At 66.0% G+C, this 16,661-nt stretch carries 17 protein-coding genes; 9 read left to right on the top strand and 8 right to left on the bottom strand.

All coding sequences use genetic code 11. The annotated features are described in order from the left end of the window. Positions 1-9: 9 nt before the first annotated feature. From DX912_RS00485 to cmk, 6 genes are all read right to left on the bottom strand, one after another. Complete coding sequence (locus DX912_RS00485; RefSeq protein ID WP_425477885.1) at positions 10-978, bottom strand: MraY family glycosyltransferase; 969 nt, start codon at positions 976-978, stop codon at positions 10-12. Between the two features lie 6 nt (positions 979-984). Next, the gene (gene lapB, locus DX912_RS00490) at positions 985-2,163 is read right to left on the bottom strand and encodes a lipopolysaccharide assembly protein LapB (protein WP_115840510.1); all 1,179 of its coding nucleotides are present in this window, start codon (positions 2,161-2,163) and stop codon (positions 985-987) included. Between the two features lie 3 nt (positions 2,164-2,166). Beyond that, entirely contained in the window at positions 2,167-2,430 is a 264-nt protein-coding gene (locus DX912_RS00495) for a lipopolysaccharide assembly protein LapA domain-containing protein (RefSeq protein ID WP_181902648.1), read from the bottom strand. A 104-nt stretch (positions 2,431-2,534) separates the two neighbouring features. Beyond that, the gene (locus tag DX912_RS00500) at positions 2,535-2,837 is read right to left on the bottom strand and encodes an integration host factor subunit beta (RefSeq protein WP_115840512.1); all 303 of its coding nucleotides are present in this window, start codon (positions 2,835-2,837) and stop codon (positions 2,535-2,537) included. A 144-nt stretch (positions 2,838-2,981) separates the two neighbouring features. Beyond that, positions 2,982-4,670, bottom strand: a complete 1,689-nt coding sequence (rpsA, locus tag DX912_RS00505) for a 30S ribosomal protein S1 (protein WP_115840513.1) — start codon at positions 4,668-4,670, stop codon at positions 2,982-2,984. A 196-nt stretch (positions 4,671-4,866) separates the two neighbouring features. Continuing rightward, the gene (gene cmk, locus DX912_RS00510) at positions 4,867-5,559 is read right to left on the bottom strand and encodes a (d)CMP kinase (protein WP_115840514.1); all 693 of its coding nucleotides are present in this window, start codon (positions 5,557-5,559) and stop codon (positions 4,867-4,869) included. A gap of 201 nt (positions 5,560-5,760) precedes the next feature. Here cmk and ykgO point away from each other — a divergent pair, with 201 nt between their 5' ends. The 9 genes from ykgO (at position 5,761) to DX912_RS00555 (ending at position 12,523) form a co-directional block, all read left to right on the top strand. After that, the gene (gene ykgO / locus DX912_RS00515) at positions 5,761-5,886 is read left to right on the top strand and encodes a type B 50S ribosomal protein L36 (protein WP_010342887.1); all 126 of its coding nucleotides are present in this window, start codon (positions 5,761-5,763) and stop codon (positions 5,884-5,886) included. 216 nt (positions 5,887-6,102) lie between these two features. After that, positions 6,103-6,432, top strand: a complete 330-nt coding sequence (locus tag DX912_RS00520) for a hypothetical protein (protein WP_115840515.1) — start codon at positions 6,103-6,105, stop codon at positions 6,430-6,432. 4 nt (positions 6,433-6,436) lie between these two features. Then, the gene (locus DX912_RS00525) at positions 6,437-7,492 is read left to right on the top strand and encodes an agmatine deiminase family protein (RefSeq protein WP_115840516.1); all 1,056 of its coding nucleotides are present in this window, start codon (positions 6,437-6,439) and stop codon (positions 7,490-7,492) included. A 173-nt stretch (positions 7,493-7,665) separates the two neighbouring features. Then, entirely contained in the window at positions 7,666-7,827 is a 162-nt protein-coding gene (locus DX912_RS18275) for a hypothetical protein (protein WP_181902649.1), read from the top strand. Between the two features lie 72 nt (positions 7,828-7,899). After that, positions 7,900-8,787 carry a carbon-nitrogen hydrolase gene (locus DX912_RS00535; protein ID WP_115840518.1) on the top strand — a complete coding sequence of 296 codons (888 nt, stop codon included), beginning with the start codon at positions 7,900-7,902 and terminating at the stop codon, positions 8,785-8,787. A 196-nt stretch (positions 8,788-8,983) separates the two neighbouring features. After that, complete coding sequence (locus DX912_RS00540) at positions 8,984-9,541, top strand: GNAT family N-acetyltransferase (protein WP_115840519.1); 558 nt, start codon at positions 8,984-8,986, stop codon at positions 9,539-9,541. 50 nt (positions 9,542-9,591) lie between these two features. After that, positions 9,592-10,215, top strand: coding sequence for a TetR/AcrR family transcriptional regulator (locus DX912_RS00545; protein ID WP_233433424.1), 624 nt, complete (start codon positions 9,592-9,594; stop codon positions 10,213-10,215). 165 nt (positions 10,216-10,380) lie between these two features. Continuing rightward, a complete protein-coding gene (locus DX912_RS00550; RefSeq protein ID WP_233433425.1) occupies positions 10,381-11,166 on the top strand; it encodes an alpha/beta hydrolase in 786 nt (261 codons plus the stop codon). 151 nt (positions 11,167-11,317) lie between these two features. After that, positions 11,318-12,523: a TraB/GumN family protein gene (locus tag DX912_RS00555; protein ID WP_115840521.1), complete on the top strand. Its 1,206-nt coding sequence runs from the start codon at positions 11,318-11,320 to the stop codon at positions 12,521-12,523. A 21-nt stretch (positions 12,524-12,544) separates the two neighbouring features. Here the strand turns inward: DX912_RS00555 and DX912_RS00560 are convergent, their stop codons facing one another. Both DX912_RS00560 and DX912_RS00565 read right to left on the bottom strand, forming a co-directional pair. Further along, positions 12,545-13,381 (bottom strand): DUF817 domain-containing protein, encoded by an 837-nt coding sequence (locus tag DX912_RS00560; protein WP_115840522.1) that lies wholly within the window; start codon positions 13,379-13,381, stop codon positions 12,545-12,547. A 162-nt stretch (positions 13,382-13,543) separates the two neighbouring features. Then, positions 13,544-16,657: an efflux RND transporter permease subunit gene (locus DX912_RS00565; protein ID WP_115840523.1), complete on the bottom strand. Its 3,114-nt coding sequence runs from the start codon at positions 16,655-16,657 to the stop codon at positions 13,544-13,546. Positions 16,658-16,661 lie beyond the last annotated feature (4 nt).

Genomic DNA, 16,661 nt, shown 5'->3' on the forward strand with positions numbered 1-16,661 from the left:
CCAACTAATTCAATGAGGAAGCTGCGCCTGAAACTTCTTCTGCAGGACCAGCCAAAAAAAAGCGCAGCACATATACCACGCGACCGTAGTACCGGCGATGAAGAACGCATCACGCGGCATAACGCCCCAGCTGGCGATTATGACCACCAGCGAAACAGCCGCATAGCACACGGTTACCCGACCGTGACCGGCCGCACGGGACCATGCCTGGTACGCATGCTGGGTATGGGGTGACCACCAGCGTTCGCCGCGCAATACGCGGCGCAGAAGAGTCAGGCCGGCATCGACGAGAAACACCGAAACCGGTAGCAGGGCCAGCGCAAACCTGTCTCCCATCCGTCCGCCCGCCACGGCGCAGAGCGCCCCCAGCGCGAAGCCGATCGCCCCGCTGCCGACGTCGCCCATGAAGATGCGAGCCTTGGGAAAATTGAAAGGCAGGAAGCCCAGGCAGGCCGCCGCCAACGCCAGGGCTAGAAGTGTCCAGGCGCCACCGGCGAACCAGGCCAGACCGACGGCCGCGATCAAGGCCTGGCTCGCGGCCAGGCCGTTGATGCCGTCCATGAAGTTCCAGACGTTGGTCAGCACCAGCGTGGAGACGAAGGCGGCCAGGCCGAGCCACATCGAGTCGTAGAGATCCCCGATCGCAATCGCCAACAGGGCCGACGCGAGTACATGCACGCCCAGGCGAATCCACGGGGACAGCGGCCGATGGTCGTCCACCCAGCCGATGCCCGCCACCATCAGCAGCCCGACGCCGAACGCCAGCATCAGCGGTGCTTGGTCGGGTTGGCGCACGCCAAGTGCGACAGCCGCCACCAGCAGCGAGATCACGATCGCGATGCCGCCGCCGCGAGGCGTCGCCACGCTATGGCTGCGACGTTCGCCGGGCTGGTCGATCAGCGACCGCATGAGCGCATAGCGCCGCGCGAGCCAGGTGCCCGCGACGCCGATGCAGAAGTGCACCACCAGCCATTCCAGCATCCGTCAGACCACCGCGTAGTTCAGCAGCGGCTTGATCGTGCCCCACTCCTTGCAGCTCGGGCACTGCCAGTGGTGGCTGCGCGCGCCGAAGCCGCAGCGGTTGCAGCGGTAGCTCGGGTTGCGAACCAGCAACTGGTCGGTGATGTGCTTGAGATCGTGCAACGTAGCGGCCGGGTCGGCGCCCTCCGCAAGCGTCAGGTCGATCAGCGCCGCTTCGCCGCGTACGGACGGGCGATCCTTCAACTGGCGTGCGAGATAGGCGCGCGCCGAAGGAACGCCCTCCTCGCTCTCGACCATGCGCGTTAGCGCGAGCACCGGCGCGATGCCGCGGTAGTGCTCGGTCATCTCGGCCAGGAACGCGCGCGCGCCCGGCGCATCGCCGACACGGGCATAGCAGTCGAGCAGCAGCGGCAGGATTTCCGGCAGGTAGTCGGGATCCACACGCGCCACGCGCTCGAATGCGCGGATCGCACCTGCATCGTTGCCCGCATCCACTTCCAGGCGGCCTTCGATCATGCCCGCGCGAACGGAATTGGCATCGGCTTCATACGCGCGCGCGACCGCGGCGCGCGCCGCGTCGGTGTCGCCGGCGGCGCGATGGCGATCCGCCAGCTCGCACTCGAACTGCGCGATGAGCTTGCCCATCGGCTCGCCCGTGGCTTCCTCGTAACGACGCGCGTTCTCGATGGCCTTGTCCCAGTCGCGCTCGGACTGGTAGATGCCGATGAGATGGCGAAGTGCGAGCGGCGCGCGCATGTCGAGCGCGACCAGGTCGGAGAACACGGTCTCCGCCCGATCGAGCAGGCCCGAACGCATGTAGTCCTCGCCCAGCGCGAGCAGCGCCTGCACGCGTTGCTGGTCGCTGAGACCGGGCCGCTGCACCAGCGCCTGGTGCAGGCGGATCGCGCGATCCACTTCGCCACGTCGGCGGAACAGATGGCCGAGCGCGACCTGCGTTTCGAATGTGTCCTTGTCGAGTTCGGCGATATGCAGAAACAACTCGATCGCCTTGTCGGGCTGTTCGTTGAGCAGGTAATTCAGGCCGCGGAAGTACGTCGTCGACAGCCGACTGACCTGCGTATCGCTGTGACGCTCGCCGCCGCGACGGCCGATGATCCAGCCGCTCACCGCCGCAATCGGCAGGAGGAGGAAGAACCAGAACCACTCACTGATGAAAGCCATGCATCAAGGTCCGGAAGTGGGTGCGGTCGTCGCGCCCGTGCGTTCGGCGCGCGCCAGTCGGCGGCGCATGGGAAGGACTACGCTGGCGCTGATCGCAAGGCCGCCGATGAGCACGCCAAGCAGCAGCGCGACCAGCAGCGACACGCCGAGGTTGGTCGGCAGCCGCGAGAATCCAAGATCGATCACGACCGGAGCGCGGTTCAACGCGCCGATGATGGCGCCAGCCGCAAGGCATGCGATCGCGATCAGGAAACGGAGCAGGCGCATCACGGCCTCCATCGGCCGCTGTGGTCTGCTTTAGCTTAACGGACCTACTTCGAAGGTCCAGTGGAACGACGATGCGCGCGTGGCGCCGCATGCGTCGCCGGCAATCAGTCGGCTTCTTCCAGCGGCACGACGCCGCTGACGCGCTCGCGCAATTCCTTGCCGGGCTTGAAGTGCGGAACGTGCTTGCCGGGCAGCGCGACCGACTCGCCCGTCTTCGGGTTGCGACCCAGGCGCGGCGGACGGTAGTGCAACGAAAAACTGCCGAAGCCGCGGATTTCGATCCGCTCTCCGGTGGCGAGCGACCCGCCCATCATTTCCAGGAGCGCCTTCACCGCCAGATCCACGTCCTCGCCCTTCAGGTGGGCCTGACGCTGGGAAAGGATCTCGATGAGTTCGGACTTGGTCATGCAGGCTCTGGTTGGCGGCGCGCCGGTTGTCACGCTTCTTTGTCGCAAACCGCCGCACGAGACGTGCAGCGGTTGCGGGGTCTTGCATATCGAAGGCGGCCCGGACGAGCCGGACCGCCTTCGGGTACCACGCTACAGCGGCTGTTACTCGGACTTGCTGCCCAGCTGCTCGCGCAGCAGCGCGCCCAGCTTGGTGGTGCCGCTGGAGGCTTCCGAGGAGGCGCGGTTGTAGTCGGCCAGCGCTTCCTGCTGCTCGGCCTCGTCCTTCGCCTTGATCGACAGCTGCATCGAGCGGCCCTTGCGGTCGTTGCCGATGATCTTGGCTTCGACTTCCTGGCCGACCTTCAGGTACTGCGAAGCGTCTTCGACGCGCTCCTTGGCGATGTCGCGGGCGGCGATGTAGCCCTCCACGCCATTGTCCAGCTCGATGGTCGCGCCCTTTGCGTCGACTTCCTTCACCTTGCCGCGGACGATCGAGCCCTTGGCGTTGGACGCCACGTACTGGCCCATCGGGTCCTGCTCAAGCTGCTTGACGCCCAGGCTGATGCGCTCGCGCTCCGGATCCACGGCCAGGACGACGGCTTCCAGCGTGTCGCCCTTCTTGAAGTTGCGGACCACGTCTTCGCCGGTTGTGTTCCAGCTGAGGTCGGACAGGTGCACCAGGCCATCGATACCGCCGTCCAGGCCGATGAAGATGCCGAAGTCCGTGATCGACTTGATCTGGCCCGACACCTTGTCGCCCTTCTTGTGGATGGCGGCGAAGGTTTCCCACGGATTGCTGGTGACCTGCTTCATGCCCAGCGAGATGCGGCGACGCTCCTCGTCGACGTCCAGGACCATGACCTGAACCTCGTCGCCGACCTGCACGATCTTCGACGGGTTGACGTTCTTGTTGGTCCAGTCCATCTCGGACACGTGCACCAGGCCTTCCACGCCCGGCTCGATCTCGACGAACGCGCCGTAATCGGTGACGTTGGAGACCTTGCCGAACACGCGGGTGTTGGCCGGGTAGCGACGGGCGATGTTGTCCCACGGATCCTCGCCCAGCTGCTTCAGGCCGAGGCTGACGCGGTTGCGCTCGCGGTCGTACTTGAGCACGCGGACATCCAGCTCCTGGCCGACTTCCACGACTTCGGACGGGTGACGCACGCGCTTCCACGCCATGTCGGTGATGTGCAGCAGGCCATCGATGCCGCCGAGGTCGACGAACGCACCGTAATCGGTGAGGTTCTTGACGACGCCCTTGAGGATCGCGCCTTCCTGCAGCTTCTCGAGCAGCTGCTCGCGCTCGACGCTGTACTCGCTCTCGACCACCGCACGGCGGGAGACGACGATGTTGTTGCGCTTGCGATCAAGCTTGATGAGCTTGAACTCGAGTTCCTTGCCTTCGAGGTAGGCCGAGTCGCGCACCGGGCGCACGTCGACCAGCGAGCCCGGCAGGAAGCCGCGCACGTCCTTGATGTCGACGGTGAAGCCGCCCTTGACCTTGCCGCTGATGCGGCCGGTGATGGTCTCGTTCTTCTCGAGCGCCTGCTCGAGTTCGTCCCACACCATGGCGCGCTTGGCCTTCTCGCGCGACAGGACGGTCTCGCCGAAGCCGTTCTCGATCGAGTCGAGCGCGACCTTGACCTCGTCGCCCACGCCCACGTCGATTTCACCGGCGTCGTTCCGGAACTGTTCGATCGGCACGATGCCTTCGGACTTCAGGCCGGCGTTGATCACCACCACGTCGCCGCGGACTTCCACGACGACGCCGGTGACGATGGCGCCCGGCTTCAGCTTGGCCAGGTTGGTCTGGCTCTGTTCAAACAGTTCGGCAAATGATTCGGTCATTGGAAAAATTACTCGGTTGAACACACGGGCCGCACCGGCTGTCAGGGCCTAACTGAGTTAGAAGGCATCAAGCAGCGCGTGGTCGACCCACCCGTTGTGTGGCGCGATGCAACTGCGCCATGTGTTGTGGTTGAACCATCGCGGGATTGCGATGGCACGATCTGCTACGGTGGAAACACGCCCGCTTGAAGCGCGCTCAGCGTGCAGGCAACAAGGCCAGCACGCGTTCGACCACGTCATCGATGCCGAGGCCGGTGGTATCGATGCGGACGGCGTCTTCGGCCGGCCTCAACGGAGCCACCGCGCGATTGGCATCGCGCGCGTCGCGGGCAAGGATCTCCCGCAGCAGACCGTCTAAATTAACGGAAACCCCCTTGTCTTTCAACTGCTTATAACGCCTTTCGGCCCTTTCGTCGGCACTGGCGGTCAGAAAGACCTTGTAGGGGGCGTCCGGGAAGATCACCGTGCCCATGTCGCGGCCGTCGGCGACCAGCCCCGGCTCCCGGCGGAAGGCGCGCTGGCGGTCCTTCAGGGCGGCCCTGACCTCGGGGATTGCGGCGATAGCTGAAGCCGCGGCGCCGGCGGTCTCGGTACGAAGCTCGTCGGTGGCGTCCATGTCGTTGACGAGGATGCGCAGTTCCCGGGAAACCGGGTCTTCCTGGAAGTCGATGCGGGTGTCGAAGGTGCAACGGACCAGTGCCGCCGGGTCGGCGAGGTCCAGGTCGGCCCATCCTGCCGCGACGCCGACGGCGCGATACAAGGCGCCCGAATCCAGGTAATGCCAGCCCTGGCGGGCGGCGACCAGGCGGCTTATGGTCCCCTTGCCGGAGCCGGAAGGACCGTCGATGGTGAGGATGGGAACGCTGGAGCTGGAGTGTGGGCTGTTCATGCGGGCATTATGCTTGCTCGGCGCCGGGAGGCCCGAAACGCGCTGGAAACACCCAACTCTTCGCGCCAATGCCGGGCCTCACTGTGGAGCCGCCGGGCGAATTTTCGCCTCGTGCGCGCAAACACTTGATCCACGGGGAATTTACCCGTTAGAATCGCAGGCTTCGTTCGTTATCCCATTTACCTGTAGCCGAGGTCTGTCATGAAGGTCCTGTCCTCCCTGAAGTCGGCGAAGGCCCGTCACCGCGACTGCAAAGTCGTTCGCCGCCGTGGCAAGGTCTTCGTGATCTGCAAGTCGAACCCGCGTTTCAAGGCGCGTCAGCGCTGATCCACGCTCCGGCGTCCTGCGCCGGGTCGTAACGCGAGTAAGGAGGCCGCCCCCGGGCGGCCTTCTGCATTGTGGCTTTCCCTCTACGTCGAACCGGCGTCGAGGCCCGTTCGGCGAGCGCAAACCTCCAAAACGTGACGGCCGCGCGCTGCCGGGCCATCAGGGGTTGTGCGTACAATCGCGCACTACCACGAGGGGGCTCGAAGGGGACTGACCATGAAGCATCTTGTTAAAGCCGTTCCGCTGTTCGCTGCGCTCGCCCTGTCCGGTGTCGCCTCGGCCGACACCCTGCTGGTCGAGCGCGTCCAGGAAGAAAACCAGGCAACCCTGCCCGCGCGTGGCCAGACCATGGCGCAGGTGGAAGCCAGCTACGGCGCGCCCGCGCAGAAGCTGGACGCCGAAGGTGGACAGAAGCGGCAGTGGCCGACCATCAACCGCTGGGTCTACCCGTCCTTCACCGTCTACTTCGAGAAGAACAAGGTGATCGACGCGGTGGCCAACAAGGCCAGCGCCGAGGAAGTCGGGCCCAAGCCGCCCATCCGATGAGGCTATGAACCAGAACACCCGCGCCCAGAGCACGCACGCACGCTTTCCTGCCGAGTGGGAACCCCAGTCGGCCGTCCTGATCGCATGGCCCAACGCCGATACCGACTGGGCCGACCGCCTGGGCGAGGTCGAGGAGACCTACATCGCGCTCGTCGCGGCGATCACCCGCTTCCAGGACGCGATCGTGTGCGTGGCGGACGAGGACGTGGAGGCGTACGCACGCGCGCGGCTTTCGTCCGCACGCGTTGACATGGCGAAGGTGCGCTTCATCGAGGCGCCCTACGACGACACCTGGCTGCGCGATTCCGGTCCGATCACCCTGCGTGACGGCGATGGATTCCGGCTGCTCGACTTCCGCTTTACCGGCTGGGGCGGCAAGTTCGACGCCAGCCAGGACGACCTCCTCGTCGAGCGCCTCACGGAAGCGGGAATCTTCTCGAAGAGTGCGCGCCAATCCATTGATTTCGCTCTGGAAGGCGGCGCCATCGACACCGACGGCGACGGCACGCTGCTGACCACCTGGCAGTGCCTGCACGAGCGCCATCCCGATGCCTCGCGCCAAGAACTGACGACCAGGCTGGCCGACTGGCTGAAGCAGGATCGCGTGCTGTGGCTCGACCACGGCTACCTGGAAGGCGACGACACCGACGCCCACGTCGACACCCTCGCCCGCTTCGCGCCGGGCGACGCCATCGTCTTCCAGGCCTGCGACGACGAATCCGATTCGCACTACGCCGAGCTCAAGGCGATGGGCGATGAGATCGCCGCGCTGCGTACGAAAGACGACAAGCCATATCGTCTGTTCCCGCTGCCGTGGGCGCAGCCGATCCTCGACGACGGCCGTCGCCTCGCCGCGAGCTACGCCAACTTCCTGATCGTCAATGGCGCCGTGCTGATGCCCGCGTATGGCGACGACGCCGACGCGAAGGCGCAGGCGGTCCTGGCCGAAGCCTTCCCGGGTCGCGAGATTGTTCCGGTTCCGTGCCGGTCGCTCATCTGGCAGAACGGCAGCCTGCACTGCATCACGATGCAGTTGCCGCAGGGCGTGGTTGCCGATTGACGCCTCGTTTGGCTGGCGTATCCGCAAACCAGGCGTTTCCGATCGCTGCCTGCATCCTGATGGCGTTGTATGCAGTCGGCCTTCTCTGCGCGGCTTGGATAAAGCCTGAACTGCAGAAGTTCTTCCTTTTCCGTCCACGCTGGCGGCACGGACTCCGCGCGAGTCCTCTAGGAATGACGGCCCAAGCCACTGTCGCGCTTTCGCTATCCCTCATGCTAGGCAGCCGACTCACCGGCGTCGACATGCGCTATGCGCTATGGCTGTTCCTGGCCTCGGGTGCTTTCAGCGCCATCGCGTGGTCAAACGACGCTGTTGCCAATCGCGAGCGCCGTTGAGCCAGCGTCCATGGGTCAGCCGCTAGAATGTGACATCTCGTCTGTTCTGACGCGCCACAGCTCCCGCCTCCAATGAAGAAGACCACCCTCCCCGTCGCGCTGATCCAGGAGCGCAACCACGGCGACGCCGAAGCGAACCTCGCGGTGATCGAACAGCGCGTGGCCGAGGCCGCCCGCCAAGGCGCGAAGCTCGTGCTGCTGCAGGAACTGCACAACGGCCCGTACTTCTGCCAGCACGAGGACGTGTGCGAGTTCGACCTCGCCGAAACCATTCCCGGCCCGAGCACCGAACGCCTCGCGCCGCTCGCCAGGAAGCATGGCGTCGTGCTGGTGAGCTCGCTGTTCGAAAAGCGCGCGACCGGCCTGTACCACAACACCGCGGTGGTTTTCGAAGCCGACGGCAGCGTCGCGGGTAAGTACCGCAAGATGCACATCCCGGACGATCCGGGCTTCTACGAGAAGTTCTATTTCACGCCGGGCGACATCGGATTCGAGCCGATCAACACGTCCGTCGGCCGCCTCGGCGTGATGGTGTGCTGGGACCAGTGGTATCCCGAAGGTGCGCGCCTGATGGCGCTGGCCGGCGCGGAACTGCTGCTGTACCCGACCGCCATCGGCTGGGACCCGGACGACCAGCAGGCCGAGAAGGATCGCCAGCGCAACGCGTGGATCCTGAGCCATCGCGGTCACGCCGTCGCGAACGGCCTGCCGGTGCTCAGCTGCAACCGCGTCGGTCATGAGCCTTCGCCGCTCGGCGCGTCGGGCATCCAGTTCTGGGGCAGCAGCCACGTGCTGGGACCGCAGGGCGAATTCCTGGCCGAAGCGAAGACCGACGATCCAGAAATCCTGATGGCCGAAGTCGATATGGAGCGCAGCGAGCACGTGCGCCGCATCTGGCCGTTCCTGCGCGACCGTCGCATCGATGCTTACGGCGATCTGCTGAAGCGTTATCGGGATTGAGTCCTAGCGAGCGCGACGGCGAGGTCGCCGTCTCCTGAGCCGTCATTCCCGCAAAGGCGGGAATCCATCGATTCACGGCGTCACGTCTTACGTCTGACGTGCTGCATGCAGGGTTGGATCCCCGCCTTCGCGGGGATGACGTCAAAGCCGGTTCGCGACCAGCGACGCAAGCCATGGCCGCGGTTACGCTTGGGCCATGCCAACGCCAACCGCCCCCGCTGCGACCCCATCCGCGCTGCACCTTCGCAGCGCCGTCGCCACCGATCTTTCCGCGATCACCGCGCTGTATGCGCAGGAAGTCCGCGATCACGTCGCGACCTACGAGTACGACGAGCCCGACGAGGCGGAGATGACCCGCCGCTGGCAGGCGGTGGTCGCGCAGGGCTATCCCTATCTTGTCGCCGAACGCGGTGGCCGCTTCGCGGGCTACGCCTACGCCAGCACGTACCGCACGCGCGAGGGGTATCGATGGACCGTCGAGGACACGGTCTACGTGCATCCGGACTTCGTCGGCCAGGGCATCGGACGCGCGCTGCTGCAGCGACTGATCGACGATTGCACCGCGCTCGGCCTGCGACAGATGGTCGCCGTCGTCGGTGACGTCACGAACACCGCCTCGATCGCCCTGCACGAGAAACTGGGCTTCAGGACCGTCGGCGTGTTCCAGGGCCTGGGCCGCAAGCACGGGCGATGGCTGGACACGGTCCAGATGCAGCTGGCGCTCGGACAGGGCGACGAGTCCGATCCGGTCTGAAACCGACGAACGGTCGGAATAAAACGAACGGCCGTGCTATTTTCTCGGCCGTGAACGCTCTGACCGCCACCAGCAAGGGTGCAGCCACCCGCGAAGCCATCATCGACCGCGCCTACGGGATCGCCTGCGCAGCGGGTCTGGAAGGCCTGTCGATCGGCCCCCTTGCCCAAGCCGTCGGAATGTCGAAGAGCGGCGTGTTCGCGCATTTCGGCTCGCGCGAAGACCTTCAGATGGCCGTGCTGGACGAAGCCGGCGTACGGTTCGTCGATCACGTGCTTCGCCCGGCGCTGAAGCATCCGCGCGGCCTGGCCCGCCTTCGCGCCATCCTGGAAGCCTGGTACGACTGGGTCCGCCAGTCCGAAGGCAGCTGCCTGCTGCTGAGCGCCGCCAGCGAGTACGACGACCGCCCCGGCCCGTTACGCGACCGCCTCGTCGCGCACGACCTCCGCTGGCGCCAGGAAATCGCCCGCGCCATCACGCTCGCCGTCGACACCGGCGAGCTGGCCGGCGACACCGATCCGGACCAGATGGCCTTCGAGCTGTACGCCCTCGCCCTGATCGTCCACCACGACGCCGGACTGTTCGGCTTCGACACTGCCGCCAATCGCGGCCGACGCGCGATGGAGCGGCTGTTCCGTTCCTACGCGCCCAGCGCCGCCGCCCCCGACGCCTGACTCCACCCCACGGAGGGATCCACCGTGTACCCGCTCATCGCCAAAATTAGCACGACCGTTCGTAAGCTCTTCGCCCTCTACGGACTCCGCCTGTGGTTCGCGATCGGCGGCCTCGTCGCGCCTCGGCGTGCGGTCGCCCGCGCCGCGCGGATCTTTTGCACGCCGATGCCCTCCTCCCGTACTCGTGCCCTCGCGGCCCCGACTTTCGATGCCCGGGAGGAAAGCGTCGCCGTCGACGGGCACCCAATCACCGCCTACGTCTGGGGCGACCCGAAGCGCCAGCCCTACGTGCTGTTCGCGCACGGCTGGTCGAGCCATGGCACGCGCGTCGGCGCCTGGTTGCCGCGCCTGCGGGCGGCGGGCTATGCCGTGGTCGCCTTCGACCAGCCGGCGCATGGCCGCAGTCCGGGCGAGCGCGCGACGCTGCCCTGCTTCACCCGCCACCTGATGGCCGTGGGCGAACACTTCGGCCCGGCAGCGGTCGTGATCGGGCATTCGCTCGGCGGCGCGGCGACGGCCAATGCGCTTTCGCGTGGCCTCAAGGCCGAGCGTGCGGTTCTGATCGCGCCTGCGGCCGATCCCGTCGCCGCCGCCGAGCGCTTCGCCGACCTGCTGTGGATCGGCCAGACCCTGACGCAGCGCATGTTCAAGTATTTCGAAAGCCGCATCGGCATGAGCTTCGACGAACAGCAGGCGCACCGCACCGCGCCGGTGATCGGCCGCCCTGCGCTGATCGTGCACGACCTCGAAGATCGCGACGTGCCGTGGTCGGAAGGCGAGCGTTACGCGCGTTACTGGCCCGACTCGCGCCTCCTGACCACGCGCGGGCTCGGTCACCGGCGCGTGCTCGACGACGAGGTGGTCATTGCGTCGGTGATGCGGTTCCTGCGCGGCGAAACCGTCGGCGAACGCGCGGTTTCGTCTCCGAACCTGCCCTTCGGCGTCGCATGAGACGGGCGTTCATTGCCCCGTCCCCGGTCAGGCCCTAAGCTTCCTGCAACCGATTTCCCACGACGGCGCCTGCGGGCGCCGTCTTGCTGCAGGACCGCCCGATCCATGCCGATTCACGCTGCACTGTCCGTTTCCGCCGAAGGGCGCCTCGATGTCTGAGTCGCTACAGGGTTTGCTCGAACGCCAACCGCACGCGATCGTCGAACGCGACGGCGTGCGCTACACCCTGCTCGGCACGGCGCACGTGTCGCAGGCGAGCGTGGAAGCGGTGCGCGACGCCGTCGGCAGCGGTGCGTTCGACGCGATCGCGGTCGAACTGGATCCGCAGCGCCTGACGGCGTTGACCGACCCGGACGCGATGGCGCGCATGGACCTGGTCGAGGTCATCCGCAAGGGCAAGACCGCCCTGTTCGCCGCGAACCTCGCGCTGGCCGCATACCAGCGCCGGCTGGCCGAACAGCTCGACGTCGAGCCCGGTGCCGAACTCAAGCGCGCCGTGCTCGAAGCACGCCAGCGAGACCTGCCGGTGCACCTCATCGATCGCGACGTCGGCCTGACCTTCCGTCGCGCCAGCGCGGGGCTCGGGTTCTGGGGCCGCATCAAGCTCGGCGCCGGGCTGATGACCGCGCTGTTCGTCGACGAGGAAGTCGGCGAGGCGGACATCGAAAAGCTCAAGCAGGGCGACATGCTGGAATCGAGCTTCAGCGAGTTCGCCAGCGACAGCCCCGAGCTGTACGAAGCCGTCATCGCCGAACGCGACCGCTACATGGCCGCGCGCCTCCGCGAGACGCACGGCGACGCGCGCGAAGTGCTCGCGGTCGTCGGCGCGGGACACCTGCAAGGCCTCGCGCGTCACCTGCGCGAGGAAACGCGAGATCCGGAAGCGATCCGCACTGAACTCGAAACGGTTCGCAAGAAGAGCAAGACGCCGTGGCTGGGCATCGCGATCGTCGCGTTCATCGTCGCCGCCATCGGCGTGGGCATCTGGCGCGGCGGTTTCGCGATGGGCGCGGACCTGCTGCTGCAATGGGTCGTGTGCACCGCCGGTTTCGCCGCACTGGGCTGCGCGCTGGCGACGGCGCATCCTTTGAGCATCCTCACCGCTGCCCTGTTCGCACCGCTCAAGCCGTTCCGCCTGGGCGTGCCGACCGGCACGTTCAGCGCGCTGACCGAAGCGCGCATCCGCAAGCCGACCTATGCCGATTTCATGTCGCTGCGCGACGACGTGCAGACCGTCCGCGGCTGGTACCGCAACCGCGTGGCGCGCGTGCTGCTGACGTTCCTGCTCACCAACCTGGGGTCGATGATCGGCGCCTGGACGGGCCTGTTCCGCATCGGTGGGCGGCTGTTGCACTGATCGCTACTACTGCGCGGCCGCTCATGGCGAATCGGATCGTCTTGGTGGATGCACCAGCGTCACCAGCACCACCGAGATGATCATGAGCAGGAACCACGAGCCGAGCTTGGCCGGAGAGACCGGTATCCAGGTGTGCATCTGGTTCGGATAGAGCCAGATGCTCGACCACGTCGCCACGTTTTCTGCGATCCAGATAAATGTCGCCACCAGCACGAACGCGAGCAGCTGCGGCATCGCGAGCGTCCCTTCGAGCAGGCGAAACTGCATCCGAACGCGGCCGAACGTCAGCGCCGTCGCGATGAACAGCCCGATCCGCAGATCGGGCATGAAGTGATGCGCGAAGAAGTTGACGTAGATTGCAGCGGCCAGTGCGATCGTGATCGAGCGTTGCGGATAGCGGTCGAGGCGGATGTCGAAGATACGAACCACGCGTGCCATGTACGAGCCGACCGCGGCATACATGAACCCGCTGAACAACGGCACCGCGCCGATGCGAAGCACGCTCTCCTCCGGATAGGTCCAAGAACCCATGTGGGTCTTGAACACTTCCATCGCCGTGCCGACGACATGGAAAACGAGGATGACGATCGCTTCGCGCGGGCGTTCGAGTCCGGTCGCCACCAACGTGATCTGCATAGCGACCGCCATCAAGAACAGCGCGTCGTAACGGGCGAGCGGCATCGTATCGGGCCAGTACACGCGCGTGGCCAGCACGGCGGCCAACAGCAGCGCGCCGAACAGGCTCGCCCACGCCTGCCGGACGCCGAACACGAGGAGTTCGACCAACGCGCGCCGTGCGAGGCTCGCCGGCCGCTTGTCGAGGAAGAACCCACCCCATTGCCGCAGTACGACGTCCACTTCGCCTCTCCGATGGCTGACGTCGGCATGTTGGCCGGCATGCGCGAAGTGGCGAGGTCGACGCGGTGAAGCGAAAGTGAAGTGGCACGGGCATCGCGCGGGTAGAAAAGGAAAGGGAGGCCAGTCGGCCTCCCTTTCAGTTTCACCCGACGGCAGGTGCGCTTACTCCACGTGTACCGCCGTGATCGTCGCCCCACCCATGGGGCCTTCCACCTGTTTGCCGCGTGCCCGGCGGATCATGCGCGAGGTGCTGTTGCGCAGGTCGTCGAGCATCGCGTAGATCGTCGGCAGAAACAGCAGGCTGACGACGGTGGAGAACGCCAGGCCGCCGGCGATGGCACGGGCCATCGGGTAATACGGCGGGCCGTCGCCACCGATCTGCGTCTGCGTCAGCGAGATCGGCACCATCGCCAGGATCGCCGTACCCATCGTCATCAGGATCGGGCGCAGTCGCTCCTTGCTGCCTTCCACCAGCGCGTCGGTGCGCGAGTAGCCGCGACGACGCAGGTTGTTGATGTGCTCGATCATCACGATGCCGTTGTTCACCACCACGCCCATCAGCACCAGGATGCCGATGAAGGCCATGATGTTGAACTCGGTGCCGGTGAGCCAGAACAGCCAGAACACGCCGAAGACCGAGAACAGCACGCCGGTCATGATCGCCGACGGGAACAGCAGCGACTCGAACACCGCCGCCATCACCACGTAGATCATGATCAGCGCAATCAGCAGGTTGAACATCATCTGCTTGTTCGCCTCGGCTTCGTCCTCGAACGCGCCCGACTCGAAGGTGTAGTTGTAGCCAGCCGGGAATGCGACGGCCTTCAGCACGTCCTCCATTGCCGTACGCGCTTCGGGCACGGTGATCTTGTCGCCGAGGTTGGCCTGGATCGCCACCGTCGTCTGCCGATTCGCGCGCTGGATCTGCGTCGCCGACGGCTTCACCGCCACGTCGACCATCGCCAGCAACGGCACGGTGCGGCCGTCGGGCGCGCGCACCGTGAAACTGGCGACGTCCTTCATGCCGAAGTCTTCTGCGCCCGCAAAACGCACCCACACCGGCACTTCGGTGTCGCCGCGACGGAACTCGCGCAGCGGCGCGCCGCGCAGCGCGAGGCCGACGAAGCTGGCCACTTCCTGCGCGCTGAAGCCGAACGATGCCGCACGTTCGCGATCCACGCGCACCGACAGCTCGCTGTTCTGGTCGCCGATGTCCACGCGCACGTCGCGCAGTTCCTTGCGCTTGGCGAGGATGGGCACGATGTCGTTGGCCAGTTCGACCAGCGTTTCGGTCGAATCGCCCACCAGCTGCACCTGCACGTTCTGGCCCGGGCCGCCGCCACCGCCGCCGCCACCGCCCTGGTTGCCGATGCCGATGTTGGCGCGCGCCGACTTCGGCAGGTCCTTGCGGAGCTGTTCGACGATGCCCTTCGACTCGCTGATCTTCTTGGTGTCGAAGGTGATGCGCGTGCCGCCCCAGCCCTGCTCGCTGTAGTACGAGTAGATCTGGGTGATGTTGTACTTCTTGCGGTTCGCGTCCAGGAACTTCTCGATCTTGAGGATCTCGTCGGACATCTGCTCCTTCGTGTACGCGCCCTTCCACTGGTAGAAGATGTTCGTCTCGGTGCCGTCATCGCCGCCGAACATGTTCTTCTTGGTGAGCTGGAACGGCACGATGCTGACCGCGATGATCATCAGGATGCCGAGCACCGCCTTGCCGCGGTGTTCCAGCGTCCAGCGCAGGAAGGTCGCGTAGCGCTTCTGCATGCGCGGGATGATGCCGCGGTCGGAGCGCACCGCCGGCGGCGTCTTCAGGCGCGCGGAGATCATGGGGATCAGGCTCACCGCGACCAGCCACGAGGCCAGCAGCGAGACCGAGATCGTGATGGCGATCTGCGACAGGTAGATCGACAGGAAGTTGCGCTCGCCGAACAGGTTCGGCAGGAACACGATGCAGTGGCACAGCGTGCCGGCCGACAGCGCGATGGCCACGTGCTTGGTGCCCAGGATCGACGCCAGCACCGGCTGGTCCGGCATGCGCTCGCGTTCCTGGTAGATGCTCTCCACCACGACGACTGCGTTGTCCACCAGCATGCCGACCGCCAGCAGCAGGCCCATCATCGACAGGATGTTGAGCGTGACGCCGGCGAAGTACATGAAGCCCAGCGTCATCACGAAGCAGATCGGGATGGCCAGCGTCACCATCAGCGTCGACGGCCAGTGGCGCAGGAAGAAGAACAGCACCGCGATCGACAGCACCAGGCCGATCGCGCCGGCTTCGGCCAGTTCGAGCAGCGACTTGGTGACGTTGTCGCCCTGGTTGTCGATGATGATGATGCGGATGTCGGACAGCTCGGGCTGCTTGCGGATCGCCTCCACTTCCGCCAGCGCCTTGCTGGAAACATCGACGAGGTTCGCGTTGCGTTCCTTGAAGATGTCCAGGCCGATCGCCGGACGCCCGTCGAGGCGACGCCCATAGTTCATGCGCTGGGGCTTCAGCCGCACCTGCGCGATATCGTCCAGCCGCACGCCCGTGTTGTTGATCACCAGGTCGCGCAGCTGCTGCAGGTCGACGATCTCGCCCACAGGCTGCACGCGCAACCGGCGGCCGCCGTCGTCGATCTGGCCGGCGGAGATCGAGAAGTTCACCGCCTTCAGCCGCTCGTTGAGATCGTTGAGGCTGAGGTTGTGCGCGGTGAGGCGGTCGGGATCGATCGCGATCTCCACCTCGTTCGGCGCCGCGCCGGTCACGTCCACGCGCGCCACGCCCGGGATGCGCTCGATGCGGCGCTTGAACTCGCGCTCGATCATGTCGTACGAGCCGGTCAGGTCGCTCTTGCTGGCCAGTCGGACGCGCAGGACGGGCTCGTCCGTCGTGGAGAACTTGAAGACGTTGAAGCGCTGCAGGTCGTCGGGCAGGTCGTCGCGGATCGCGTCGATGCGTTCGCGCGCCTCCGACGCCGCGATGGCCACATCGCGGTTCCAGTCGGAGAACTGCATGAAGATCTCGGCGCCGTCGGCACGCGCGTTCGCGTCCATGCGCTTGATGCCGGTCATCGTCGACAGCGCCTCCTCCACCGGACGCAGCAGCGTGCGCTCCACCTCCTCGGGGGTGGAGCCGGTGTAGGGCAACTGCACGAAGATGAAAGGCGGTGAGACTTCGGGAAAGGCCTCAAGCGGCAGGCGGATCGCCGCGATGAGGCCGATCACGAACAGCGACACGAAGAACATGATCGCCGTGACGGGCCGCTTGATGCTGAGCTCGGCAATACTCATCGCG

The sequence above is a fragment of the Lysobacter soli genome, assembly GCF_003382285.1.
Lineage (GTDB): Bacteria > Pseudomonadota > Gammaproteobacteria > Xanthomonadales > Xanthomonadaceae > Lysobacter_J > Lysobacter_J soli.

Coding starts and splice junctions, on each gene's coding strand:
- DX912_RS00550 (WP_233433425.1), top strand. CDS start 10,381: ATGCCCTCCTCCCGTACTCGTGCCCTCGCGGCCCCGACTTTCGATGCC.
- ykgO (WP_010342887.1), top strand. CDS start 5,761: ATGAAGGTCCTGTCCTCCCTGAAGTCGGCGAAGGCCCGTCACCGCGAC.
- DX912_RS00520 (WP_115840515.1), top strand. CDS start 6,103: ATGAAGCATCTTGTTAAAGCCGTTCCGCTGTTCGCTGCGCTCGCCCTG.
- DX912_RS00500 (WP_115840512.1), bottom strand. CDS start 2,837: ATGACCAAGTCCGAACTCATCGAGATCCTTTCCCAGCGTCAGGCCCAC.
- cmk (WP_115840514.1), bottom strand. CDS start 5,559: ATGAACAGCCCACACTCCAGCTCCAGCGTTCCCATCCTCACCATCGAC.
- DX912_RS00535 (WP_115840518.1), top strand. CDS start 7,900: ATGAAGAAGACCACCCTCCCCGTCGCGCTGATCCAGGAGCGCAACCAC.
- DX912_RS00565 (WP_115840523.1), bottom strand. CDS start 16,657: ATGAGTATTGCCGAGCTCAGCATCAAGCGGCCCGTCACGGCGATCATG.
- DX912_RS00555 (WP_115840521.1), top strand. CDS start 11,318: ATGTCTGAGTCGCTACAGGGTTTGCTCGAACGCCAACCGCACGCGATC.
- DX912_RS00540 (WP_115840519.1), top strand. CDS start 8,984: ATGCCAACGCCAACCGCCCCCGCTGCGACCCCATCCGCGCTGCACCTT.
- rpsA (WP_115840513.1), bottom strand. CDS start 4,670: ATGACCGAATCATTTGCCGAACTGTTTGAACAGAGCCAGACCAACCTG.
- lapB (WP_115840510.1), bottom strand. CDS start 2,163: ATGGCTTTCATCAGTGAGTGGTTCTGGTTCTTCCTCCTCCTGCCGATT.
- DX912_RS00495 (WP_181902648.1), bottom strand. CDS start 2,430: ATGCGCCTGCTCCGTTTCCTGATCGCGATCGCATGCCTTGCGGCTGGC.
- DX912_RS18275 (WP_181902649.1), top strand. CDS start 7,666: ATGACGGCCCAAGCCACTGTCGCGCTTTCGCTATCCCTCATGCTAGGC.
- DX912_RS00525 (WP_115840516.1), top strand. CDS start 6,437: ATGAACCAGAACACCCGCGCCCAGAGCACGCACGCACGCTTTCCTGCC.